Genomic DNA, 24,470 nt, shown 5'->3' on the forward strand with positions numbered 1-24,470 from the left:
CCCATGTTGCATATCTTCTGTCCTCACTGCGGCGAACTGCGCTCCGAAGAGGAATTCCACGCATCCGGTCAGGCGCATATTCCGCGCCCGCTCGATCCAGGCGCCTGCACCGACGAGGAGTGGGGCGACTACATGTTCTTCCGCGATAACCCCCGTGGTCTGCACCACGAGTTGTGGGATCACGTCGCCGGTTGCCGCCAGTACTTCAACGTCACCCGCGACACCGTGACCTACGAGATTCTCGAAACCTACAAGATCGGCACCAAGCCGCAATTCACCGACAAGGCTGACTCGGCGAAAACAGCCACGACGGCGCTGGGAGAGAAGGTATGAGCCAGACCAATCGCCTGTCCAACGGTGGACGGATCGACCGCAACAAAGTGCTGAGCTTCACCTTCAACGGCCAGAGCTACAAAGGCTTCGAGGGTGACTCGCTGGCCGCCGCACTGATCGCCAACGGCGTCGACATCATCGGCCGCAGCTTCAAGTACTCGCGTCCTCGCGGGATCTTCGCCGCCGGTGCCGAAGAGCCGAACGCGGTGCTGCAGATAGGCGCCACTGAAGCTACGCAGATCCCCAACGTGCGCGCCACGCAACAGGCGCTGTATCAAGGTCTGGTCGCGACCAGCACCAACGGCTGGCCGAGCGTCAACAACGACATGATGGGCATTCTCGGCAAGGTCGGCGGCAAGCTGATGCCGCCGGGTTTCTACTACAAAACCTTCATGTACCCGCAATCGTTCTGGATGACGTACGAGAAGTATATTCGCAAGGCTGCCGGTCTTGGTCGTTCGCCGACCGAAGTCGATCCGGACACCTACGACTACATGAACCAGCACTGCGACGTGCTGATCGTCGGCGCCGGCCCCGCCGGTCTGGCGGCTGCACTGGCAGCGGCGCGCAGCGGTGCCCGAGTGATTCTGGCGGACGAGCAGGAAGAGTTCGGCGGCAGCCTGCTCGATTCCCGCGAAAGCCTCGATGGCAAACCGGCGATGGACTGGGTCGCCAGCGTCATCACGGAACTGAAGAACACCCCGGACGTGCTGCTGTTGCCGCGCGCCACGGTCAACGGTTACCACGACCACAACTTCCTGACCATTCACGAACGCCTCACCGATCACCTCGGTGACCGCGCGCCGATCGGTCAGGTGCGCCAGCGCATTCACCGGGTTCGCGCCAAGCGTGTGGTGCTGGCGACCGGTGCTTGCGAGCGTCCGCTGGTTTACGGCAACAACGACGTGCCGGGCAACATGCTTGCTGGTGCGGTGTCGACTTACGTCCGTCGTTATGGCGTGGCACCGGGCAAGAAGCTCGTTCTGTCGACCAACAACGATCACGCTTATCGCGTCGCTTTGGATTGGCTCGACGCCAGCCTGCAAGTGGTCGCCATCGCCGATGCGCGCAGCAATCCACGTGGTGCGCTGGTGGAAGAAGCGCGCGCCAAAGGTATTCGTATCCTCACCGGCAGCGCCGTGATCGAAGCCCGTGGCAGCAAGCGCGTCACCGCTGCCCGCGTTGCCGCGATCGATGTCAAAGCACATGCCGTGACCAGCCCGGGGGAATGGCTCGACTGCGACGTGATCGCCAGTTCCGGCGGTTACAGCCCGGTCGTTCACTTGGCTTCGCACCTTGGCGGCAAACCGACCTGGCGTGAAGACATCCTCGGTTTCGTACCGGGCGAAGCGCCGCAGAAACGCGTGTGCGTCGGTGGCATCAACGGCGTTTACGGCCTCGGCGATTCACTGGCTGATGGTTTTGAGGGTGGTGTGCGTGCTGCCGCTGAAGCCGGTTTCCAAACCGTCGAAGGCGTGCTGCCAAAAGCCCTGAGCCGTCATGAAGAGCCGACGCTGGCGCTGTTCCAGGTGCCGCATGAAAAGAACACCGCACGGGCGCCGAAGCAATTCGTCGACCTGCAAAACGACGTGACTGCCGCCGCCATCGAACTGGCAACCCGCGAAGGTTTCGAGTCGGTCGAGCACGTCAAACGCTACACCGCGCTGGGTTTCGGCACCGATCAGGGCAAGCTCGGCAACGTCAACGGTCTGGCCATTGCCGCGCGATCGCTGAACGTGACCATCCCGCAGATGGGCACCACGATGTTCCGCCCGAACTACACGCCGGTGACTTTCGGCGCCGTGGCCGGTCGTCACTGTGGGCACATCTTCGAACCGGTGCGCCACACCGCGCTGCACGCCTGGCATGTGAAGAGCGGCGCCGAGTTTGAAGACGTCGGTCAGTGGAAACGTCCTTGGTACTTCCCGAAAAACGGTGAAGACCTGCACACCGCCGTGAAGCGCGAATGCAAAGCCGTGCGCGACAGCGTCGGCCTGCTCGACGCCTCAACCCTCGGCAAGATCGACATTCAAGGCCCGGATGCCCGCGAGTTCCTCAACCGCGTGTACACCAACGCCTGGACCAAACTCGACGTGGGCAAGGCCCGCTACGGTTTGATGTGCAAAGAAGACGGCATGGTCTTCGACGACGGTGTCACGGCGTGTCTGGCCGACAACCATTTCGTCATGACCACCACCACCGGCGGCGCGGCGCGCGTGCTGCAATGGCTGGAGCTGTACCACCAGACCGAATGGCCGGACATGAAGGTTTACTTCACGTCCGTCACCGACCACTGGGCAACCATGACCCTGTCCGGGCCGAACAGCCGCAAGCTGCTCAGCGCCGTGACTGACATTGATCTGAGCAACGAAGCGTTCCCGTTCATGACCTGGAAAGAAGGTCTGGTCGGCGGTGTGCCGGCGCGGGTGTTCCGTATCTCGTTCACCGGGGAGCTGTCGTACGAAGTCAACGTGCAGGCCGACTACGCGATGGGCGTGCTGGAGAAAATCGTCGAGGCCGGCAAGCAGTACAACCTGACGCCGTACGGCACTGAAACCATGCACGTCCTGCGCGCCGAGAAGGGTTTCATTATTGTCGGTCAGGACACTGACGGCTCGATGACCCCGGACGACTTGAACATGGGCTGGTGCGTCGGTCGCACCAAACCGTTCTCGTGGATCGGCCAGCGTGGCATGAACCGTGAAGATTGCGTGAAGGATCAGCGCAAACAGTTGGTGGGCTTGAAGCCGATCGATCCGAACGTCTGGCTGCCGGAAGGTGCGCAGTTGGTGTTCAACACCAAGCAGGCGATCCCGATGACCATGGTCGGCCACGTGACTTCCAGCTACGCGCACAACTCCCTCGGTTATTCGTTTGCCATGGGTGTGGTCAAGGGCGGTCTGAAGCGTCTCGGTGAGCGGGTGTTTGCACCGCTGGCCGATGGCAGCGTGATCGAGGCGGAGATTGTTTCTTCGGTGTTCTTCGATCCGAAGGGTGATCGCCAGAACATCTGACAGCTTCGGGCCCTGTGGGGTGGCTGATGTCGCCTTCGCGAGCAAGCTCGCTCCCACAGGTTTCGGGTTGTTAATGGAATTTGTGTCAGGCATCAGTCCAGTGTGGGAGCGAGCTTGCTCGCGAAGGCGGCAGTACAGCCACTACAGGGACCGGAACCAACAGAATTGATATAGGTGCTTTATGACCACAGCCAACGTGTACCAACAACGCCCGATCACCGGTGCCCGTGCCGAGTCGTCGCTGCACCATGCCGACCTCGCCAGCCTGGTCGGCAAGGGCCGCAAGAACGCCGGCGTGATCGTGCGGGAAAAGAAACTCCTCGGCCACCTGACCATCCGTGGTGATGGCCACGATGCCGCGTTCGCCGCCGGTGTGCACAAAGCCCTGGGCATTGAACTGCCCGGCGCTCTGAGCGTTATCGTCAAAGGCGAAACCAGCCTGCAATGGATGGGCCCGGACGAGTGGCTGCTGATCGTGCCGAGCGGTGAAGAGTTCGCCGCCGAACAGAAACTGCGTGAAGCGCTGGGCGATCTGCACATCGCGATCGTCAACGTCAGTGGCGGCCAGCAAGTGCTCGAACTGAGCGGGCCGAACGTGCGTCAGGTGCTGATGAAGTCGACCAGTTATGACGTGCACCCGAATAACTTTCCGGTGGGTAAGGCGGTTGGCACAGTGTTCGCCAAGTCGCAGTTGATGATTCGTCACACGGCCGAAGACACTTGGGAATTGCTGATTCGTCGCAGCTTTTCGGACTATTGGTGGTTGTGGTTGCAGGATGCCTCGGCTGAGTACGGCTTGAGCGTTCAGGCCTGACAGATCAAAAGCCACCCCCTCACCCCAGCCCTCTCCCCCAAGGGGGAGAGGGGGAAAGGGAGCGGATCTCGGGTGTTTTTGTGATCTATATTCACCCGCGATATTTCAGGTCGGCGTAGCTCGAACGAACACCTCGGTCAGTCCCCTCTACCTCCGGGATAGGGCTAGGGTGAGGGGCAAAAATCCCCCAGACACCCCGCACAAAGAACAGGAGTCACCGCACCATGAGCCGCGCCCCAGACACATGGATTCTGACCGCCGACTGCCCCAGCGTCCTCGGCACGGTGGACGCGGTCACGCGTTTCCTGTTCGAGCAGGGTTGCTACGTCACCGAGCACCATTCGTTCGATGACCGCCTCTCCGGGCGTTTTTTCATTCGCGTGGAATTCCGCCAGCCCGACGGCTTCGACGAACAATCCTTCCGCGCAGGCCTCGCCGAACGTGGTCAGGCCTTCGGCATGATCTTCGAGCTGACCGCGCCGAACTACCGGCCAAAAGTGGTGATCATGGTCTCCAAGGCCGATCACTGCCTTAACGACTTGCTCTACCGCCAGCGCATCGGCCAGTTGTCGATGGACGTGGCGGCGGTGGTCTCCAACCATCCGGATTTGAAACCGCTGGCCGACTGGCACCAGACTCCCTACTACCATTTCCCCCTCGACCCCAACGACAAGCCGTCGCAGGAGCGTCAGGTGTGGCAGGTGATCGAAGAGTCCGGCGCTGAACTGGTGATCCTCGCCCGCTACATGCAGGTGCTGTCGCCGGAGTTGTGCCGCAAGCTCGATGGTAAAGCGATCAATATTCATCACTCGCTGCTGCCGGGCTTCAAGGGCGCCAAGCCGTATCACCAGGCCTATAACAAGGGCGTGAAACTGGTCGGTGCGACGGCGCATTACATCAATAACGACCTCGACGAAGGGCCGATCATTGCCCAAGGCGTCGAGGCGGTGGATCACAGTCATTACCCTGAGGATCTGATTGCCAAGGGGCGGGATATTGAAGGCCTGACCCTTGCCCGTGCCGTTGGGTATCACATCGAAAGAAGGGTGTTTTTGAACGCCAACAGAACCGTCGTTCTTTAGATCGCTTTCGCGAGCAGGCTCGCTCCCACAGGGATTTGTGTGAAACACAGGTCTCTGTCACACCAAAGATCAACTGTGGGAGCGAGCCTGCTCGCGAAGGGGCCATAACTGACAACGCAAAACCAACAAGCAGTAACCCGAGCACTTAACGCGCTGCCTGCCTGGGCAACGCGGTTCCATAAAAACAACAGCGAGGTGAAAGCATGTCTGGCAATCGTGGTGTGGTGTATCTCGGCGCTGGCAAGGTCGAAGTACAGAAAATCGACTATCCGAAAATGCAGGACCCGCGCGGTCGCAAGATCGAGCACGGGGTCATTCTCAAAGTGGTTTCCACCAACATCTGCGGCTCCGACCAACACATGGTGCGCGGCCGTACCACGGCGCAGACCGGTCTGGTGCTGGGCCACGAGATCACCGGCGAGGTGATCGAAAAAGGCTCCGACGTCGAAAACCTGAAAATCGGTGATCTGGTCTCCGTGCCGTTCAACGTCGCTTGCGGGCGCTGCCGTTCCTGCAAAGAGCAACACACCGGCGTCTGCCTGACCGTCAACCCGGCGCGTGCCGGCGGCGCTTACGGCTACGTCGACATGGGCGACTGGACCGGTGGCCAGGCCGAATATGTGCTGGTGCCGTACGCCGACTTCAACCTGCTGAAACTGCCGGATCGCGACAAGGCCATGGAGAAAATCCGTGACCTGACCTGCCTCTCCGACATTCTGCCCACCGGTTACCACGGCGCCGTAACAGCCGGCGTTGGCCCGGGCAGCACTGTTTACATTGCCGGCGCCGGCCCGGTCGGTCTGGCCGCTGCTGCCTCTGCGCGGTTACTCGGTGCGGCGGTGGTGATCATCGGCGACGTCAACACCATTCGCCTCGCTCACGCCAAGGCCCAGGGTTTTGAAATCGTCGACCTGTCGAAAGACGCGCCGCTGCACGAACAAATCGCTGCGTTGCTGGGCGAGCCCGAAGTGGATTGCGCGGTGGACTGCGTCGGTTTCGAAGCCCGCGGTCACGGCCATGACGGTGCCAAATCGGAAGCACCGGCCACCGTGCTCAACTCACTGATGGGCGTGGTGCGTGTTGCCGGCAAGATCGGTATTCCAGGTCTGTACGTCACCGAAGATCCGGGTGCCGTGGACGCTGCCGCGAAAATGGGCAGCCTGAGCATTCGCTTCGGTCTGGGCTGGGCCAAGTCGCACAGCTTCCACACTGGCCAGACGCCAGTGATGAAGTACAACCGCCAACTGATGCAGGCGATCATGTGGGATCGCATCAACATTGCTGAAGTGGTGGGCGTGCAAGTGATCAGCCTCGATCAGGCGCCGGAAGGTTACGGCGAGTTCGATGCGGGCGTGCCGAAGAAGTTTGTGATTGATCCGCACAAGTTGTTTAGTGCGGCGTAAGGCTCAAGCGCAATACAAAACGGCGACCTCAGGGTCGCCGTTTCTAATCTTGCTTCACGCGCCAGATTCAGCTTTTCAGTTCAGCTTGAACGCACATTTCGCAGGTTCTTTCGCCCCACAATCCAACTTGCTCACAGCTGCCGTGCTGACGCTGCCTTCTGGCTGTTTGCCCCACTGGGGAGAGGCGGTTGTGATCTCTTTTCCGGGTTTGAGCACCATGGTCGCGTTGGCCTCTTCATTACCTGCACCTTGCCCCTCATACCGACAAATTACGCTCCAGACCTTGGATTTTTTCGGGTCTGTCTTATCAATAACTTCTGGCTGGATACGCGCCGAGGTGAAAGCGAGTTTTTCCTTATCGCTTTCTCCGGTCCATTTATCTCCACCAGTCCACTCAAGCTTTTGGCTCGTAGCAGCAAAGGGGGCTTTGTATTCGAATCCACCGCCAGGTAGTGCAGTTTGGGATATCTGTGAAACCTCCGGGCATTGTTCCGCATTCACATTGCTCATCGCAGCCAAGCCAAGAATGGCGGTAGCAATTTTCAGCTTCATTTTCTGTACTCCGTTACAGGGCAGGAGCAGCAATATTGGCTGGTTAGGTACTTGTCGACCACTGTCAGATCTGACAGTTTTATAGCCCAATTTGAAATAATGAAACGAATTTTCACTAAGTAAATGATTCAAGCGATCAACCGATTTCTGCACTCAGAGCGCCGCCAGCGCGCCTTGATATAGAACCGGTCCCGTCGGCTGCCCGGTCGGCGAACCACCTTTAGGCTCAAGACTTACCGCCAGCGCAATCGGTTTACCGATCAAGGCTTTCTGCGCCTCGCTCAGCTCAACCTTGCCGTTGCCTCCCGCCGGGATCACGCCGAGGGAAATCGGTTTGCCATCCGCCGGAATCGCCCACAATTCCAGACTACGATCCGCATCAACCGCCGCCAGCGTCAGCGGCTCGACTTGCAAATAATCCGCATGCGCCTCGACCTTCAGTGCCGGTTGCGCATCGGCGCTCAGCAGGGTGGCGCGGTAGCGGGCGTCGTCGCGGTTGTACAGCGAGCCGAGGAACACCAGCACAGCGATGGAGCAGACCGCAGCGGTGAGTCGTAGCCAGTTCCAGAATGGCCGTTTCTCAGGCACGTGCAGCACTTGCGGTTCGATCCGCGCGGTGATGCCTTGCCAGACGCGGTCGGGCACTGGATGTTCCGGCAGCGCTTGCGTTAAAGCGCTCAGGCTTTCCTGCCATTGCGCCAGTTCAGCCCTTAATGCCGCGTCATCCAGCAACAATTGTTCAAAGCGCCGCCGTGCCGCCGCAGGCATCAGCCCGATGGCGTAATCGGCGGCGAGGGCGCGGCGCAGGGCAGGGGTCTGGTAGTTCATGATTCAAGGCACCGGCGCAGACGTTCCATGCCACGACGGATCCACGATTTGACTGTCCCCAATGGTGTGGCCAGGTGATCGGCGAGTTCCGTGCACGACAATCCCTGAAAGTAGGCCACGGTGATCGATTGGCGCTGCATGCCGTCGAGGGTTTCCAGGCAGCGGTTCAGGGCATGAGCCTCGCGGGCACTGTTCAGTTGATCGTGAGCAGAAGGGCTTTCGTCCGCCAGCGCATCCTGTTCGAGGTCAGTCAGCGGCCGGTCGCGGTGTTTGCGCAACTGGTCGATGGCTTGATTGCGGGTGATGTTGATCATCCAGGTCAGCGGTGCCGACAGGTGCGCTTCGTAGCGCGAGGCGTTGTTCCAGATGCGCACGAAGGCTTCCTGCAGCACTTCTTCGGCCAGATCGGCGCGGCCCATGAAGCGCAAAGCCACGCCGTGCAGGCGCGGGCCAACGCTGCGATAGAGCGTTTCGAAGGCGCGACGATCACCCAGTGAACACTGGGCCAACAACTGTCGCAGCTGATCGGTGTCGGCGATGGAAATGACCACTCTCCAGGCAAAAGTGAGCGCGCGAGGGCGAGACTCGGACTGTTCACAGGCTAGTTCAGCGACAGCGGTTGTGCCATTCATCGCGAGGGTGTCCGGGATTTCACGTTTTATATACGCAGGCCGGATGAAAATGGATGCGCCGCGCCGGAACATGCCGGCAGATACCCGGTCAAACCGGCAGTTTCGCTGCCCAATCAACGGGTGGTTTTCACAGCGCAAGAGGATGTCTGAATGAAGATTTCACGCGGTATTGCCATGGCTTCGCTGATGACCCTTGCGGCCAGCCCGGTGTTCGCCGGTTTCAGTCTGGACGACGTGACCAAGGCTGCTTCGAGCATGCAGGGCGGCAACGCTGCCACCGCCGCCGCGCCGACCTCGGAAACCGCCGGTCTGCTGCAGGCCGTCACCGGCCTGGGTGTTACGCCGCAGCAAGCGGTCGGCGGCACCAGCGCCATGCTTGGCCTGGCCAAGAACCAATTGAGCAGCACCGATTATTCGCAGTTGGCCAAAGAAGTGCCGGGCATCGACAAGCTGTCGGGCGGTAGCGGCAACCTGGCGGCATTGAGCGGGTTGCTCGGTCAGTCCGGCAAGTCCGCCGGTCTGGAAAATGCGCTGGGCAACGTCAAGGACACCAATGACCTGAACAACGCTTTCGGCGCCTTGGGCATGGACAGCGGCATGGTCGGCCAGTTTGCCCCGGTGCTGCTCAAGTACCTCGGTGACCAAGGCGTCGGCGGCCCGCTGCTGCAAAGTCTGGGCAGTATCTGGGGCGCCGGCACCGGTAGCTGATTCAGCGGCGCTCGCTGCGCAGTTCGGCGATGCGCTGATCTTTTTCGTTCCAGAGCTGGTTGACCCAGCTCTGGACCTTCTGGCGAAACGCCGGATCGTTCTCGTAATCGCCCTGCCACAGCGCCGGGTCGAGGTCGCGGGTCTTGATGTCGATGATCACGCGCGGCACGTTGCCGCTGATCAAATCCCAGAACCCCGGAATGTTCGCCTGTGGATAAACCACGGTGACGTCGAGAATCGCATCCAGCTGTTCACCCATCGCCGCCAACACAAACGCCACGCCGCCGGCCTTGGGCTTGAGCAAGTGGCGGAACGGTGATTGTTGCTCGGCACTTTTCGCGGCGGTGTAGCGCGTACCTTCCAGATAATTCACCACGGTCACGGGCTGACGCTTGAACAGCTCGCAGGCCTGTCTGGTGATTTCCAGATCCTTGCCGGCCAGTTCCGGGTGCTTGGCCAGGAATGCCTTGGTGTAGCGCTTCATGAACGGGTAATCCAGCGCCCACCACGCCAGCCCCAGAAACGGCACCCAGATCAGTTCTTTCTTGAGGAAGAATTTGAAGAACGGCGTGCGCCGGTTGAGCGTCTGGATCAGCGCCGGAATATCGACCCACGACTGGTGATTGCTGATCACCAGATAAGACGTGTCGCCGCGCAGGCCTTCGCCGCCGCGAATATCCCATTGAGTGGGAATGCACAGGCGGAAAATCAGCTTGTCGATCTCGGCCCAGGTCTCGGCGATCCACATCACCGCCCCCGACGCGTAATCGCGCCAGCGGCCCGGGGCGACCAGTTTGAGCAGGGCAAACACCAGCAACGGTCCGATCAGGATCAGGGTGTTGAGCAACAGCAGCAGGGTGACGAAACAGCCGGTGAGCAGGCGGCGCATAAGCAACTCTTTGCAAACGGATGGGCGCGTCATGATAAGCAGCTTCGCGCGGCAGGCCAAATCGGTGGTGACGAATGTTTCACTTTTGGGCCGGGATGCTTTGCTCAAGCGTTGTGTTGAATGTGCTGGCCCCTTCGCGAGCAGGCTCGCTCCCACAGTGTATTCAGATGTACTCAGGAAGAGTGTTCGACATAAGTCCCTGTGGGAGCGAGCTTGCTCGCGAAGCGATTTCAAGGCGAACGAATTACTTACTGGGTGTCTAAAATCTCGCGTTTGCCGCCCTCATTTTCCAAGGAAGCCCCTTACGTGAAATCCCTCCTTGCACTGTTTGCCCTCGTCGCCCTGCCGGTCATGGCCGCCGAGCCGACCCTGTACGGGCGCTACGAATACATCGCACTGCCGGAAATCGGCGGCGAAGTGCTCAAGGCCAAGATGGACACCGGTGCGCTGACCGCCTCGCTGTCGGCCAAGGACATCGAGACCTTCACCCGCGATGGCGATGAATGGGTACGGTTCCGCCTCGGCACCAAAGACGCCAGCAACAAGGTTTATGAACACAAGGTCGCGCGGATCAGCAAGATCAAGAGCCGTTCGGATGAAGAGGACGAGGGCGAAAGCACCGAAGTCGCCAAACGCCCGGTGGTCGATCTGGAGCTGTGCCTGGGCAACGTCAAGCGTACCGTCGAGGTCAACCTGACCGACCGCAGCAACTTCAACTACCCGCTGCTGATCGGTGCCAAGGCCTTGCGCGAGTTCGGCGCTGCGGTGAATCCGGCGCGGCGCTTCACCGCCGACAAGCCGGACTGCTAAGTGGTCTCATTGACGTAACGTCGGGCTTGGGGCACCGTTCGCGCACTCAACCACGGGCTCGGACGCCATGCCTCATATCCTGATTGTCGAAGACGAAGCGGCGATTGCCGACACGCTGATTTTCGCCCTGCAAGGCGAGGGGTTCGGCACCACGTGGCTGAGCCTCGGCGCGGCGGCGCTTGAACATCAGCGGCAAACCCCGGCCGATCTGATCATCCTCGACATCGGCCTGCCGGACATCAGCGGCTTCGAGACCTGCAAACAGCTGCGGCGCTTCAGCGAAGTGCCGGTGCTGTTCCTCAGTGCTCGCGATGCCGAGATTGATCGCGTGGTCGGGCTGGAGATTGGCGCCGACGATTACGTGGTCAAGCCATTCAGCCCACGTGAAGTCGCGGCGCGGGTCAAGGCCATCCTCAAGCGCATGGCACCGCGTCCGGCGATTGAAGCCACTTCCGCGCTATTTAGAATCGATCCGGAACGGATTCAAATCATCTATCGCGGCCAGACGTTGAGCCTCACCCGCCACGAATTTCGCCTGTTGCAATGCCTGCTCGAACAACCCGAACGGGTGTTCAGCCGCGAGCAATTGCTCGATGCGTTGGGCGTAGCGGCTGACGCCGGTTACGAGCGCAGCATCGACAGCCACATCAAAAGCGTGCGCGCCAAACTGCGGCTGGTGCGTGCCGATGCCGAGCCGATCCAGACCCATCGCGGCCTCGGTTACAGTTACAGCCCGGGGCACAGCTGATGTCGCTGGGGCTGCGGATCTTTCTGGTGTATGTGCTGTTTGTCGGCCTCACCGGTTATTTCGTGCTCAACACGGTGATGGAAGAAATCCGTCCCGGCGTGCGCCAGTCCACCGAAGAAACCCTGGTCGATACCGCCAACCTGATGGCAGAAATCCTCCGTGACGATTTCAAGGCCGGCACCCTCAGCGAGAACCGCTGGCCCGAGCTGCTGCGCGCGTATGGTGAGCGCCAGCCGCAAGCGACCATTTGGGGCTTGCCGAAAAATCAGGTCAACCACCGCATCTACGTGACTGACGCCAAGGGCATTGTGGTGCTCGATTCCAGTGGCGTCGCGGTCGGTCAGGATTACTCGCGCTGGAACGACGTCTACCTGACCTTGCGCGGCGAATACGGCGCACGTTCGAGCCGCAGCGATCCGGATGACGCGAGTTCGTCAGTGATGCACGTCGGCGCGCCGATCCGCGACAACGGCAAGATCATCGGCGTGGTCACCGTGGCCAAGCCCAACAGCTCATTGCAGCCTTATGTCGATCGCACCGAACGGCGTTTGCTGTTTTACGGCGCGGGCTTGATCGGCCTCGGTCTGTTGTTCGGCGCCTTGCTGTCGTGGTGGCTGAGCCGTGCGCTGCACCGCCTGACCGGTTATGCCCAAGCGGTGAGCGAGGGCCGGCGGGTGGAAGTGCCGCATTACCGGGGTGGTGAACTGGAACAGCTCGCCTCGGCGGTTGAGCAGATGCGCACACAACTGGAAGGCAAGGCGTACGTTGAGCGCTATGTGCACACGCTGACTCATGAACTGAAAAGTCCGCTGGCAGCGATTCGTGGTGCGGCGGAGTTGCTGCAAGGCGACATGCCGCCGGTTCAGCGACTGCGCTTTGTCGGCAACATCGACAGCGAAAGTGCGCGGATGCAGCAGTTGATCGAACGGCTGTTGAATCTCGCGCAGGTCGAACAGCGCCAAGGCTTGGAGGAGCGGGTCGCTGTGCCTTTGGCGGCGTTGGTTGATCAGTTGTTGCAAGGTCAGGCGGCGCGGATCGAGGGCAAGCAATTACGGGTCGAGCAGGCGATTGCGGCGGATCTGTTGCTGATTGGCGAGCCGTTTCTGCTGCGTCAGGCGTTGGGTAATCTGCTGGAGAATGCGCTGGATTTCACCCCGCAGCAGGGGCTGCTGCGCTTCAGTGCCGAGCGGGTTGGCGAGCAGATTGAGTTTCGGTTGTTCAATGAAACCGCCCCGATTCCCGATTACGCCTTGCCGCGATTGACCGAGCGTTTTTACTCATTGCCGCGACCGGACAGTGGGCGCAAAAGTACGGGGCTGGGACTTAACTTCGTTGAAGAGGTGGTCAAGTTGCATGGTGGGTCGATGCAGATTCGCAATGTCGAGAACGGTGTGGAAGTGACATTGCGCTTGCCTTGATACCGATTCGTTGCCTTCGCGAGCAGGCTCGCTCCCACGGGGGATTTGTGAACGACACAGAACCAATGTGGGAGCGAGCCTGCTCGCGAAGGGGCCGGTGAAGTCTCCACACAATCTCCACATTCCCCCCACAAAACCCCCACACCCGATCACCAGACTCTCCCCATCCAAACAGGGAGAGTCCCATGAACAAGAATCTGACGATAAAGCTCGGCGCCATCGCCGTGCTGATCCTGCTGTTGCTGATCCCGCTGCTGATGATCGACGGCGTCATCGACGACCGCCAACAGCTGCGCGACGGCGTGCTTGAAGACATCGCCCGCAGCTCCAGCTACAGCCAGCAACTGAGCGGGCCGGTGATGGTGGTGCCGTATCGCAAGGTGATTCACAACTGGAAAACCAACGACAAAACCAACCAGCGCTACGACGAACCGAGCGAAGAGCGCGGCCGTTTGTACTTCCTGCCGGAGCGTTTCGAACTCGATGGCCAGGTGCAAACCGAATTGCGTGCGCGGGGCATTTATGAGGCGCGGCTGTTCCACGCCGACAACCGCATCAATGGCCATTTTTCATTGCCAGCGCAATTGGGCATCAAAGAAGACTTCAGCGATTACCAGTTCGATGCAGCGTTTCTCGCGGTCGGTATCAGCGATATTCGCGGCATCGAAAATGCGCTGAAACTGGAACTTGACGGCCAGCGCCTGGACTTCGTTCCGGGCACGCAAGTGGGTTGGCTTGGCGAAGGCGTGCGGGTGACGCTGCCGCTGCTCGACACCAGTAAAACCACCGAGCTGAGCTTTGGTTTTGACCTGCGCCTGCAAGGCACCGGTTCGTTGCAGGTGTTGCCGGTGGGCAAGTCCAGCAGCGTCAGCCTCACTGCGAATTGGCCGCATCCAAGTTTCATCGGCAATTTCCTGCCGGCCAAGCGTGAGATCAACGATCAGGGCTTCAGCGCCGATTGGCAGACCACGTTTTTCTCCACCAACCTGCAAGACGCCATGAGCCGTTGCGTGAGCGGCAATGATTGCGAGGCATTCAATGGTCGCAGCTTTGGTGTGAGTTTCATCGACCCGGTGGATCAATATCTGAAAAGCGATCGGGCGATCAAATATGCCTTGCTGTTCATCGTCCTGACGTTCGCCGGTTTCTTCCTCTTCGAAGTGCTCAAGAGTCTGGCCGTGCACCCGGTGCAATACGCGTTGGTCGGTGTCGCGCTGGCGTTCTTTTATCTGTTGCTGCTGTCGTTGTCGGAGCACATCGGTTTTGCCTTGGCGTATCTATTGTCGGCCAGTGCCTGTGTGCTGTTGATCGGGTTTTATGTCTGCCATGTGCTGCGCAGCGTGCGCCACGGTTTGAGTTTTTCGGCAGGATTGGCGGCGTTGTATGGCCTGCTTTATGGATTGCTGAGTGCCGAGGATTACGCGTTGTTGATGGGCTCGTTGTTGCTGTTCGGTCTGCTCGGTGTGTTCATGGTGCTGACGCGCAAACTGGATTGGTACGGGATCGGGCAGAAACCGGCCAAGCCGCTGGAGTTTGATGTGGGGGCGATGCAATGAGCGGGTTGCTGGGGTTGCGTGAGGATCAGTGCTGGAAGGATGAGTTGGTGACGCGGATTATCGGGTATTTGCCTGTGGAACCGAGGTGGTGCCTTCGCGAGCAGGCTCGCTCCCACAGGATTTGTGCTGAAACAGAGTTCTCTGCCACACCCAAAACCAATGTGGGAGCGAGCCTGCTCGCGAAGAGGCCGGAACAGGCGTCGCCGCCGATTTAAGGCTTGGGCATGGTCGCGATCATGGACGGTCGCTGACTCACTTCAAAAAACCAGTTGGCCAGTTGCGGGTTGGCATCACGCCAGCCCAGATCCGGGAAGCGCAGGTCGAGGTAACCCAGTGCACAGGCGACGCTGATCGCCGCCACGTCGAAATGGCTGGTCAGCTCGGCAATCGCATTCTCTTCCAATACAGCGAGGGCGCGGCGGATCTTGTCGCGCTGAGCCTCGAGCCATTCGTCCCAATGCTTTTCCGGCGCGCGCAAAACCAGTTCATAACGCACCATCACCGACGCATCCATGATCCCGTCAGCCATCGAGGCCAGGGTCAGGCGGCGCCAGCGGGCCGCGCCTTCGCGGGGGATCAGTGGATTGCCGACGTGCTGTTGATCGAGGTATTCGAGGATCACCCGGCTGTCATGGATGACATTGCCGTCGGCCAGACGCAGGGCGGGGATCTTGCCCAGCGGGTTGTCGAGATTGAGCTCGGCGCTCGGGCTGACCGGGCTGAGCACGCAGTCTTGCAGGGCGACGCGATCCTGCTGACCGGTTTCGTGCAGCAATACCATCACTTTGCGCACGAACGGGGAGAGCGTGTTGTGGTACAGGGTCATGCTGGGGGCGGACATTGGCAAACCTCGGTGATCGTCGAAGAGCAGGAGGTTAGCCTAGCCAGATGCAGCGAGGCTGGCGAGGAAATGATGGTGGAATTACTGCCGCCTTCGCGAGCAAGCTCGCTCCCACAGGGGAACGCATTTCAAATGTGGGAGCGAGCTTGCTCGCGAAGGGGCCATGCCAGGCAACACAGATTTCACCCGCGCTGCAACAATCCCCTGATCGCCAGAAATGCCGGGACACCCAGCCCGACCCAGCTCAACGCATCCCAAATCCCATCCCCAAGCAACGCCGCAAACAACCCCGCCGCACTGAGCAGCGCAATCACCATCGGCGTGCTGAACACCTTCCAGAAATTCGACTGACGCGGCTTCATGCAGACGCCTCCGCCGTTTCCAGCACAGGTTTCGCCGCTTTGCGCCGCACCACCCACAGATAAACGCCACTGCCAAGCACAGTGATCGTCAGCACATCCAGAGTGGCCCAGAGGATTTTCATCGGCATACCGCCGTAGTCACCGAAGTGCAGCGGCTGCGACATGCCCATGGCGTCCATGTACCACGGCCGTTCGGCCACGGCGGTGACCTTCAGGGTGGTGGCATCGATCAGCACCGGCGTCAGCAAGTGCGAGGTCAAATGCGTGCCGCCCTTCATGAATACCGAGTAATGGTGCTCACTGGAAAACCGTGTGCCGGGGAAAGCGATGAAATCCGGCTTCATGCCCGGTGCCACTTCAGCGGCGATATCGAGCAAACGCGTGGCCGGGGCCAGGTGCGTCAGCGCTGGCGCATCGCGATAAGGCTCGATCAGCGCAGTCAGTGCATCGTTGCGCCAGGCGGCAATCAACAGGTCGGCGCAGGCACTGATCACACCGGTGACACCCACCACCAGCGCCCAAGTCAGGGTGACTACGCCGATCAAGTTGTGCAGGTCGAGCCAGCGCAGCCGTGTCGACTTGTCCTGGCGTACGGTGCCGAATTTCAGGCGCCGCATGAACGGCAAATACAGCACCGTCCCCGAAATAATCGCCACGACAAACAGCAATCCCATGAACGCCAATAACAACTTGCCCGGCAGCCCGGCAAACATGTCGACGTGCAGACGCAGGATAAACAGCATCAAGCCGCCATTGGCCGAAGGCGTTTCAAGCGCTTCACCGGTGCGCGCATCGAGCATGAAGGTGTGCGAGGAGTTCGGTTCGGTACCGGCGGTTTTCGCCATGATCGTCAGTACGGCATTCGGCTCATCGTCATCGAAACCGAAGTACTGCACGACCTCATCGGGGCGATGTTTTTCGGCAGCCTCGACCAGTTGCGCCAGATTCAGGCGCGGCGTGTCGGCCGGCATCTCGCGCACCTCCGGTGCGTCGCCGAGCAAGTGCTCGATCTCGTGATGGAAAATCAGTGGCAGACCGGTCAGCGCCAGCAGCAGCAAAAACACGGTGCACACCAGGCTGGTCCAGGTGTGGATGAACGACCAGCGACGAATTGTTTTACTTTTCATTTCATGACCTTCAAAAACACCAAAGCCGTCCACGAAGGACGGCCTGGTCACAGGGCCTGTTTCAGCTCAATCGCTTACCACTTGTAAGTGGCGCTGGCGACGACACTGCGCGTGTCGCCGTAGTAGCAGTAGAAGCTGTCGCAGGTGGAAATGTATTCCTTGTCGAACAGGTTGTTCGCGTTGACGGCCAGCGACGCGCCTTTGAGGCTGTTGTCCAGACGGCCGAGGTCGTAATGCACGCTCGCGTCGAACACGGTGTAGGCGTCCGCCTTGCCCAGCCAGGTATTGGCCTTGTCGCCGTAGGTGTTGCCGGTGTAACGCACGCCACCGCCAATGCCGAAGCCGTCGAGCACGCCGGCGTGCCAGGTGTAATCGGTCCACAGCGAGGCTTGCTGGTTCGGCATCAATTGCAGGCGATTACCTTTGTCCACGCCATTCTGCACTTCGGATTTGGCGAGGGTGTAGGCGGCGATGACTTTCAGGTTGTCGGTGACGTCGGAAACCGCTTCCAGCTCCAGGCCTTTGACTTTCACTTCGCCAGTCTGGCTGGTGATCGACACGTTGTTGACGAAGGTGTTGACCGAGACGTTCTTCTGGGTGAGGTCATACACGGCGGCGGTCAGCAGGGTTTTGCTGCCCGGTGGCTGGTACTTGATGCCCAGTTCCCACTGCTTGCCTTCGGTCGGCTTGAGTGAGCCGGTCGAGGTGGCGTCGGCACCGGTGGTCGGCTGGAAGGATTCGGCGTACGACAGGTATGGCACGAAACCGTTGTCGAAGACATAACTGAGCGCGGCGTTGCCGCTGAAGGCCTTGTCGCGCTGGGTGTTGGTGGCATCGCCCTTGTTGATGAACTTTGTGCTGGTGTGCACCCAGTCTTCACGGCCGCCGAGGGTCAGGCGCCACTGGTCGAGGGCCATCTGGTCCTGGATGTACAGGCCGGTCTGGTAGGTCTTCTGGTTGTAATCGTAAAACGCCGTGGAACGCGCCGGGCGCACGATCGGTTGACCGTAGATCGGCGTGATGACGTTGGTGGGCAGGCCGTCACCGAAGATCGAGGTGTAGTTGGTGTTACTGCGCTGGTGGTCCAGACCCAACAGCAGGGTGTGGCGGATGTCACCGGTGGCGAAGTCGGCCTGGAAGTTGTTGTCCACGGCGAACTGGCTGATGTCTTCGTCGACGCTGGTGCTGGTGCGGTTTACGTTACCCTGAGCATCGACTTGCGCGAACGGGTAGGAGCCTGGTGTCAGCGACTGGAACGACAGATCCGACTTGGTGTAGCGCAGGTTCTGCTTGAACTGCCAGACATCGCTCAGACGATGTTCGAAGGCGTAGCCCAGCGCGTAGTAGGTGCGATCGTAATATTCCCAGTCCGGATCACCCAGATTCTTGTGGTGGGAAATATCACCGAGCGGCGACTTGATCTTGGTGCCCTGCACCGGCAGGAACTGGCTGGTGATGCCGGTATCGTCGCGGGTGAACTGGCTCAGTAGGGTGAATTTGGTGTCGTCGTCGATGTTCCAGGTCAGGCTCGGTGCGATGTTGTAGCGCTTGTTGTCGACGTGATCGACCTGCGTGCCACTGTCGCGCACCACACCACTGAGGCCATAGAGAAACTGGCCGGCCTCATCGATCTTGCCGGTGCTGGCGAAGTTGATCTGGCGGTGATTGTCGCTGCCGTACTGCAACTGGATTTCGTTGCTGGCTTCGGCGCTTGGGCGACGGCTGACCATGTCGAGCAAGCCACCCGGTGGGGTCTGGCCGTAAACCGAGGAGGCCGGGCCGCGCAGCAGGGCGAGGCGGTCGAGGTTCCAGGTTTCTTGTTTCGGGTTGGCGTACACGCCTTTCGGCAGCGGCAGGCCGTCGAGGAACTGGGTCGGTTCAAAACCGCGCACACGCAGCCAGTCGGCGCGGGTGTCGCTGCCGTAGCTGCTGGCGGTGATGCCCGGCATGTAGCGCACCGCGTCATCGAGACTGTGCACGCTGCGGTCGTCCATTTGCTGACGGGTAGCGACGGAGATCGAACGCGGTGCTTCGACCAGTGCGGTGTCGGTCTTGGTGCCGGCGGCAGTGCGCGTGGCGGTGTAGCCTTCGACCGGGCCCCAGGCGCTTTCGAGGTTTTCTACGCCGATGACGGAAGTTTCCGGCAGGGCCAATGTCCCTTCAGGCACCGCGACCAGGCTGTATGTGCCGCTGCTGCTTTGTTCCAGTTGCAGACCGGTGCCACGCAGGGCCGCGCGCAGAGCGCCGGCCGCATCGTATTGGCCGCTGACTGGCGCCGACGTTTTGCCTGCCGCCAGCGACGGGTTCAACGACAGCGCGAGGCCGCCCTGGCTGGCGATCTGGTTCAGCGTGGTCGACAGCGGCGCCGCCGGCAGGTTGTAGGCGCGCACGCTGGATGCTTGTTCAGCAGCGAACAACGGACTGCTGATCAGCGGCGCGCTGAGCGCGATGGCGACGGCCAGCAGACTGGGGCGCAACAAGGTGTCTAGCGAACGGGACATACGGCGGCTCCTGAATGGAAATATTTCTCAATTGCCTGTGTGCCGGATGAAATTCGAAAAGTGATAGGGCTGGATGAAAATAATTTCGATTAAAGTTTGAGTGCCGCTGATTGACGCGTTTGAGCGGACTTGTATCGCGCGTCGAATGGCCCTTTCGCGAGCAAGCTCGCTCCCACATTGGAATGCGTTTCCCTGTGGGAGCGAGCTTGCTCGCGGAGGCAATTTGTCAGGCGCCACACTACTCAGGCTTGATATCGGCCTTCGCGACAGTGACCCAATACGGCGTATGCCGCTCGATCTGCACCGGCAAGGTCGGCAGCAATGCGCTCAAGGCTTTATCGGTGTCATGCAGCGGAAAGCTGCCGGTAATCCGTAGATCCGCCACGTCCGGCGCCACGCCCAGATGCCCGCGGCGATAACGCCCGAGCTCATGCACCAGATCGCCAAGGCGGGCGTTATCCACCACCAGCATGCCGCGGGTCCAGGCATCGGCGCCGGGGTTAAGCGCGACAATCGAGTCCAGTCCGTCACTGCGTAGCAGTACTTGCTGACCCTCATGCAGAATCTGTTCTTCAGGATTGGCTTGCGCATGGGCGGCCACGGCCGACTGCAACACGCTCAGCCGCGTACCTTCGTCCTCACGCTTGACCAAAAACCGCGTACCCAAGGCGCGCATGCTGCCTTCGCGGGTTTCGACGATAAACGGCCGCGCATCGCCGTGACCGGTCTCGACGAGAATCTCGCCTTCCTGCAAGACGATCAGCCGGCGCTGCTCATCGAAACGCACGTCCACCGCACTGTGGGTGTTGAGATTCAGAACGGTGCCATCGGACAGGCGCACGGTGCGTTGCTCACCCGTGGCGGTGCGTTGATCGGCGAGCCAGTAATCCAGCGGCAGATAACGCTCACTGGCAAACAGGCCCAGACCAACAATCACCACAACGCTGGCCAGCCCACTGCCGAGCTTGCGCACCCGTCGGCGAATGCCTTCGCGCGATTGCAGCAAGGCACTGCGGGCCGGGCCCTTGGCCACGCTGAAACGCTGATCGAGCATGCCCAACTGACGCCAGGCGCGGGCGTGTTCTTCATGGGCCGCATGCCATTTGGCGAACTCCTCGCGCTCCAGCGGACTGCTGGAATCGAGGGTCAACTGCCAGGCAATCGCCGCGTCCAGTACATGCGCCGGTACGGGACTGGAACTGGCCGGGCTCACGTCGGCTCACCGTACAGGGCGATGTAGCACTGACGAATGCCTTGCGCCAGGTACTGACGCACACGCGGCACCGAGACGCCAAGTTTGTCGGCGATCTCGGCATGGCTGAGGCCATCGAGGCGGTTATAAAGGAAGGCGGCACGGGCCTTGGTCGACAGTTTGCCGAGCAGGCGGTCGATGGCCTTGAGGTCTTCGAGGATCATTTGCTGTTCTTCCACCGAGGGTTGTTCGCCTTCGGGGATCAGCATCAATTCGGTGAGGTAGGCCTGCTCCAGCGCCGCGCGACGGAAGTAGTCGAACAACAGGCCTTTGGCGATCGCCACCAGAAAGGCCCGCGGCTCGCGCGGTGTCAGCAGTTCGTCGCGACCGAGCAGGCGCACAAACGTGTCCTGACTAAGGTCTTCGGCACGTTGCGGGCAGGCCACATTGCGCCGCAGCCACGCCAGCAGCCAACCGCGATGGTCGCGATACATCGCACCGACGAGCTCACTGTGAGGGCTTGGGACTGACGACACCGGACATCACCGATTGGGAAATGTTAACTAACGCGAATTGTTCGCGATTGTGGCAGAGGTGGGAATGGTTAGCAATTGGCCACTGGTCAGGTGGGCGTTTAAGGCGGACCCTCACCCTAGCCCTCTCCCGGAGGGAGAGGGGACCGATTGGGGGATATTGACGCAATACACCGACGTGAAAGATTTATGCTGAATCCATAATCGACTCTGTTTCTCAGGTCGATGGAAAACCCGAGACACCTCGGTAGGCTCCCTCTCCCTCGGGGAGAGGGCTGGGGTGAGGGGCTTTTGATTCAGAACGAAGGCGCCTGCTGCCGCCGCTTCCACTGACTCAACCGCTGCTGCAAATTCAACGGACTATGAATCTGCTGCTGCCGCGCCCGGCTGAACAGAATCAACGCCAGCTCCGCCGTCGCCAATGCATCGGCACTCGCGTTGTGCCGCTCGAACACCTCAAGCTTGAACCAGTCGATCCACTCATCCAGCCCGGCCTCACGGATGTTCGCCTGCGGACACACCAGCGGGGCGATGTCGGCGACATCGAGAAACACCTGCTGCAGCTTGTGCCCCAGATGCTCCTTCAATGCGCGCCCGAGCATGTGCTGATCAAACGGCGCATGAAACGCCAGCACCGGGCAGTCACCAATAAACTCCAGCAACTCCAGCAACGCCTCGGGCGGATCGCTGCCAGCGGCAATCGCATTCGGCCCCAACCCGTGAATCAACACGCTGGGGCTGAGCTTCAATTCGCGACATTGCAGCGTGCGCTCGAACTGCTGGCTGAAGTCGATCGCGCCGTCTTCGATCACCACCGCGCCAATCGACAGCACGCGATCCTTGTTCAGGTTGAGCCCGGTGGTTTCCAGATCCAGCACCACCCAGCGCTGTTCGCGCAGGCTGCATTCGCTCAGTTCGTTGATCGCCGGCAGCTTCGCCAGACGCTGCTGCACATTCATCGATAAAACCGGGCTGGCCGGACGCAGCCAAGAAAACAGACTCATAGCTGATACCGCAGGGTCAGGCTGTTTTGCAGGCGTTGCGCCTGGCGCAGCGATTCACGCAGGATGCGCCGGTCCAGATGGTTGAGGCTGTCGGGGTCGACGCGGTTGGAATAGGGCAGATTCTCCCGGGTCTGTAACTGATGCTGTTGCATGCGCGTTTGTTGAATGAAGTGATAAGCCTCTTCATACGCCGCGCCATCCAGCGGCTCGATGACTTGTTTATCGACTAACTGGCGGAAGCGTTCGAGGGTGTTATTAGTCTCGATACCGTTGGCCAGCGCCAGCAAGCGCGCGCCGTCCACGAACGGTGTCAGCCCCTGAACTTTCAAATCCAGCGTGGCTTTCTCGCCATTCTTGCGTGCCAGCACAAACTCACGGAAACGTCCCACCGGCGGACGATTGCGCAGGGCGTTCTCGGCCATCATGCGCTGGAACAAACGGTTGTCGGCGACCTGATCGAGAATGCCGCGGCGCAATTGCTCGCAGTTTTTTTCATCGCCCCAGACCACTCGCAGGTCGAAATAGATGCTCGACCCGAGCAGATTTTCTGGCGTCGCCTCACGGATAAATGCCGCGAAGCGCCGCGCCCATTCTGCCCGCGACAAACACAGCTCGGGGTTGCCGGCCATGATGTTGCCCTTGCACAGGGTGAAGCCGCACTGTGCCAGGCTTTGGTTGATCTGCTGGGCCAGCGGCAGCAGCTTGCCGCGAATCTCCGCTGCGTGCGCGGCATCGCGGGCGTCGAACAGAATGCCGTTGTCCTGATCGGTGTGCAGGGTCTGTTCACGGCGGCCTTCGCTGCCGAAACACAGCCAACTGAACGGCACGCCGGGATCGCCTTTCTCGGCGAGGGTCAGTTCAATCACCCGGCACACGGTGTGGTCGTTGAGCAGAGTAATGATGTGGGTGATCTGCGTCGAGGACGCGCCATGGGCGAGCATGCGTTCGACCAGTTGGCCGATCTCGCCGCGCAGGCTCACCAGTTGTTCGACGCGCTGGGCGCTGCGAATGGTCCGGGCCAGATGCACCAGATCGACCCGTTGCAAGGAGAACAGATCGCGCTCGGAAACCACGCCGCACAGGCGCTGATCCTTGACCAGACAGACGTGAGCGATGTGCCGCTCGGTCATGGCAATCGCCGCATCGAACGCGCTGTGATCCGGCGAAAGATAAAACGGCGCGGGCGTCATGTGGCGCTCGATGGCTTCACTGAAATCCGCCACGCCTTCAGCCACCACATGGCGCAGGTCGCGCAGGGTGAAAATCCCCAGCGGCGCCTTGTGTGCGTCCACCGCGACGATGCTGCCGACTTGTTGTTCGTGCATCAGCTTCACCGCTTCGCGCAGTGGCGTCTCGGTACCGCAAGTCACCGGGTGCCGCATCGCCAGTTCGCCCAGCCGCGTGTTCAGCGAATATTGCGTGCCCAGGGTTTCCACGGCTTTCTGCTGCACTTGCTGGTTGATCTGGTCGAGCAGGCTGCTGACCCCGCGCAGGGCGAAGTCGCGGAAGGTGTTGGAGAGGGCGAACAGTTTGATGAACGCCAGTTTGTTCAGTTGCAGGCAGAAGGTGTCTTCGCCGGCCAGATGTTCGGTACGGGTCGCCCGTTCACCCAACAATGCCGCCAAGGGAAAGCATTCGCCGGTGGTGATTTCGAAAGTGGTTTCAGTGCCGGGTTTGGTGATGTGCTGGCGTTCGCCGATCACCCGGCCTTGCTTGACGATATAGAAGTGTTCGACCGGGCCGTCGGCCGGTTTGATGATGCTCTCCCCCTGACCGTAGAAACGCAGCTGGCATTGCTCCACCAGATAAGCCAGGTGGGCGTGTTCCATCTGATTGAAGGGCGGGAAGCGCTGGAGGAATTGCAGGGTGCCCTGAATGTTCTGCAATACCGCGGTTTTCCCTGCCTGGGTGAAGGCGTCCGCTTTACTCATAACCATTACCGCAGTCTTTTTCGAATTGTTGTTGTCGGATCGTTGCGGCCATGGTCGACCCCTACGGACAGGGTGCCCATTGGACGTAAGTCTAGGTTTTGCCACCATTGGCGCAGTTTCGGAGATGCCCTACGCAAACAGTCGGAAATTCCTTGGGTTACCCCCTTGGAAAAAAATCCGACGAAGTGCACA

Annotated in this window: 22 protein-coding genes; 10 read left to right on the top strand and 12 right to left on the bottom strand. The window is 60.4% G+C overall.

Annotated elements, in window-relative coordinates; genetic code table 11:
- The first annotated feature begins 3 nt into the window (after positions 1-3).
- From A8O26_RS18215 to fdhA, 5 genes are all read left to right on the top strand, one after another.
- On the top strand, positions 4-333 hold the full coding sequence (locus tag A8O26_RS18215; protein WP_007913119.1) for a sarcosine oxidase subunit delta: 330 nt from the start codon (positions 4-6) through the stop codon (positions 331-333).
- Positions 330-3,347 (top strand): sarcosine oxidase subunit alpha, encoded by a 3,018-nt coding sequence (locus tag A8O26_RS18220; protein WP_064119212.1) that lies wholly within the window; start codon positions 330-332, stop codon positions 3,345-3,347. The genes A8O26_RS18215 and A8O26_RS18220 overlap by 4 nt, the downstream gene beginning before the upstream one ends.
- Before the next feature lie 181 nt (positions 3,348-3,528).
- Complete coding sequence (locus tag A8O26_RS18225) at positions 3,529-4,161, top strand: sarcosine oxidase subunit gamma (RefSeq protein ID WP_064119213.1); 633 nt, start codon at positions 3,529-3,531, stop codon at positions 4,159-4,161.
- 224 nt (positions 4,162-4,385) lie between these two features.
- Positions 4,386-5,243: a formyltetrahydrofolate deformylase gene (gene purU, locus A8O26_RS18230; protein WP_064119214.1), complete on the top strand. Its 858-nt coding sequence runs from the start codon at positions 4,386-4,388 to the stop codon at positions 5,241-5,243.
- Positions 5,244-5,446: 203 nt separating this feature from the next.
- A complete protein-coding gene (gene fdhA, locus A8O26_RS18235) occupies positions 5,447-6,646 on the top strand; it encodes a formaldehyde dehydrogenase, glutathione-independent (protein WP_008086916.1) in 1,200 nt (399 codons plus the stop codon).
- A gap of 75 nt (positions 6,647-6,721) precedes the next feature.
- Here fdhA and A8O26_RS18240 read toward each other — a convergent pair whose 3' ends face one another.
- The 3 genes from A8O26_RS18240 to A8O26_RS18250 all read right to left on the bottom strand — a co-directional run bounded on the left by A8O26_RS18240 (position 6,722) and on the right by A8O26_RS18250 (position 8,658).
- On the bottom strand, positions 6,722-7,198 hold the full coding sequence (locus tag A8O26_RS18240) for a DUF3757 domain-containing protein (protein ID WP_064119215.1): 477 nt from the start codon (positions 7,196-7,198) through the stop codon (positions 6,722-6,724).
- Positions 7,199-7,351: 153 nt separating this feature from the next.
- Positions 7,352-8,026: an anti-sigma factor gene (locus A8O26_RS18245; RefSeq protein ID WP_064119216.1), complete on the bottom strand. Its 675-nt coding sequence runs from the start codon at positions 8,024-8,026 to the stop codon at positions 7,352-7,354.
- Positions 8,023-8,658 (bottom strand): sigma-70 family RNA polymerase sigma factor, encoded by a 636-nt coding sequence (locus A8O26_RS18250; protein ID WP_064119217.1) that lies wholly within the window; start codon positions 8,656-8,658, stop codon positions 8,023-8,025. The genes A8O26_RS18245 and A8O26_RS18250 overlap by 4 nt, the downstream gene beginning before the upstream one ends.
- A gap of 150 nt (positions 8,659-8,808) precedes the next feature.
- Between A8O26_RS18250 and A8O26_RS18255 the strand changes: the two genes are divergently transcribed.
- Positions 8,809-9,366: a DUF2780 domain-containing protein gene (locus tag A8O26_RS18255; RefSeq protein WP_064119218.1), complete on the top strand. Its 558-nt coding sequence runs from the start codon at positions 8,809-8,811 to the stop codon at positions 9,364-9,366.
- A 1-nt stretch (position 9,367) separates the two neighbouring features.
- Here the strand turns inward: A8O26_RS18255 and A8O26_RS18260 are convergent, their stop codons facing one another.
- Positions 9,368-10,255, bottom strand: coding sequence for an acyltransferase (locus A8O26_RS18260; protein ID WP_064119219.1), 888 nt, complete (start codon positions 10,253-10,255; stop codon positions 9,368-9,370).
- A gap of 306 nt (positions 10,256-10,561) precedes the next feature.
- On the opposite strand from A8O26_RS18260, the gene A8O26_RS18265 reads away from it, so the two are divergent.
- The 4 genes from A8O26_RS18265 to creD all read left to right on the top strand — a co-directional run bounded on the left by A8O26_RS18265 (position 10,562) and on the right by creD (position 14,787).
- On the top strand, positions 10,562-11,065 hold the full coding sequence (locus A8O26_RS18265; protein ID WP_007909997.1) for an ATP-dependent zinc protease family protein: 504 nt from the start codon (positions 10,562-10,564) through the stop codon (positions 11,063-11,065).
- Between the two features lie 67 nt (positions 11,066-11,132).
- Positions 11,133-11,813, top strand: a complete 681-nt coding sequence (creB, locus tag A8O26_RS18270; protein ID WP_064119220.1) for a two-component system response regulator CreB — start codon at positions 11,133-11,135, stop codon at positions 11,811-11,813.
- Positions 11,813-13,231: a two-component system sensor histidine kinase CreC gene (gene creC, locus A8O26_RS18275; protein WP_064119221.1), complete on the top strand. Its 1,419-nt coding sequence runs from the start codon at positions 11,813-11,815 to the stop codon at positions 13,229-13,231. The genes creB and creC overlap by 1 nt, the downstream gene beginning before the upstream one ends.
- Before the next feature lie 185 nt (positions 13,232-13,416).
- Entirely contained in the window at positions 13,417-14,787 is a 1,371-nt protein-coding gene (gene creD, locus A8O26_RS18280; protein ID WP_064119222.1) for a cell envelope integrity protein CreD, read from the top strand.
- Positions 14,788-14,998: 211 nt separating this feature from the next.
- Here creD and A8O26_RS18290 read toward each other — a convergent pair whose 3' ends face one another.
- From A8O26_RS18290 to A8O26_RS18325, 8 genes are all read right to left on the bottom strand, one after another.
- Positions 14,999-15,628 carry a glutathione S-transferase gene (locus tag A8O26_RS18290; protein WP_064119224.1) on the bottom strand — a complete coding sequence of 210 codons (630 nt, stop codon included), beginning with the start codon at positions 15,626-15,628 and terminating at the stop codon, positions 14,999-15,001.
- Positions 15,629-15,810: 182 nt separating this feature from the next.
- Positions 15,811-15,990 carry a hypothetical protein gene (locus tag A8O26_RS18295; RefSeq protein ID WP_064119225.1) on the bottom strand — a complete coding sequence of 60 codons (180 nt, stop codon included), beginning with the start codon at positions 15,988-15,990 and terminating at the stop codon, positions 15,811-15,813.
- On the bottom strand, positions 15,987-17,117 hold the full coding sequence (locus tag A8O26_RS18300) for a PepSY-associated TM helix domain-containing protein (RefSeq protein ID WP_064119298.1): 1,131 nt from the start codon (positions 17,115-17,117) through the stop codon (positions 15,987-15,989). Before A8O26_RS18300 ends, A8O26_RS18295 begins: the two co-directional genes overlap by 4 nt.
- A 74-nt stretch (positions 17,118-17,191) precedes the next feature.
- Positions 17,192-19,618 carry a TonB-dependent siderophore receptor gene (locus A8O26_RS18305; protein ID WP_064119226.1) on the bottom strand — a complete coding sequence of 809 codons (2,427 nt, stop codon included), beginning with the start codon at positions 19,616-19,618 and terminating at the stop codon, positions 17,192-17,194.
- A 238-nt stretch (positions 19,619-19,856) separates the two neighbouring features.
- A complete protein-coding gene (locus A8O26_RS18310) occupies positions 19,857-20,831 on the bottom strand; it encodes a FecR domain-containing protein (RefSeq protein ID WP_064119227.1) in 975 nt (324 codons plus the stop codon).
- Positions 20,828-21,304 carry an RNA polymerase sigma factor gene (locus A8O26_RS18315; RefSeq protein WP_253756929.1) on the bottom strand — a complete coding sequence of 159 codons (477 nt, stop codon included), beginning with the start codon at positions 21,302-21,304 and terminating at the stop codon, positions 20,828-20,830. The genes A8O26_RS18310 and A8O26_RS18315 overlap by 4 nt, the downstream gene beginning before the upstream one ends.
- A gap of 335 nt (positions 21,305-21,639) precedes the next feature.
- Positions 21,640-22,347: a 3'-5' exonuclease gene (locus A8O26_RS18320; protein WP_064119229.1), complete on the bottom strand. Its 708-nt coding sequence runs from the start codon at positions 22,345-22,347 to the stop codon at positions 21,640-21,642.
- A complete protein-coding gene (locus A8O26_RS18325; RefSeq protein WP_367600758.1) occupies positions 22,344-24,278 on the bottom strand; it encodes a DUF294 nucleotidyltransferase-like domain-containing protein in 1,935 nt (644 codons plus the stop codon). The genes A8O26_RS18320 and A8O26_RS18325 overlap by 4 nt, the downstream gene beginning before the upstream one ends.
- Positions 24,279-24,470 lie beyond the last annotated feature (192 nt).

Source organism: Pseudomonas fluorescens (assembly GCF_001648775.1).
Lineage (GTDB): Bacteria > Pseudomonadota > Gammaproteobacteria > Pseudomonadales > Pseudomonadaceae > Aquipseudomonas > Aquipseudomonas fluorescens_M.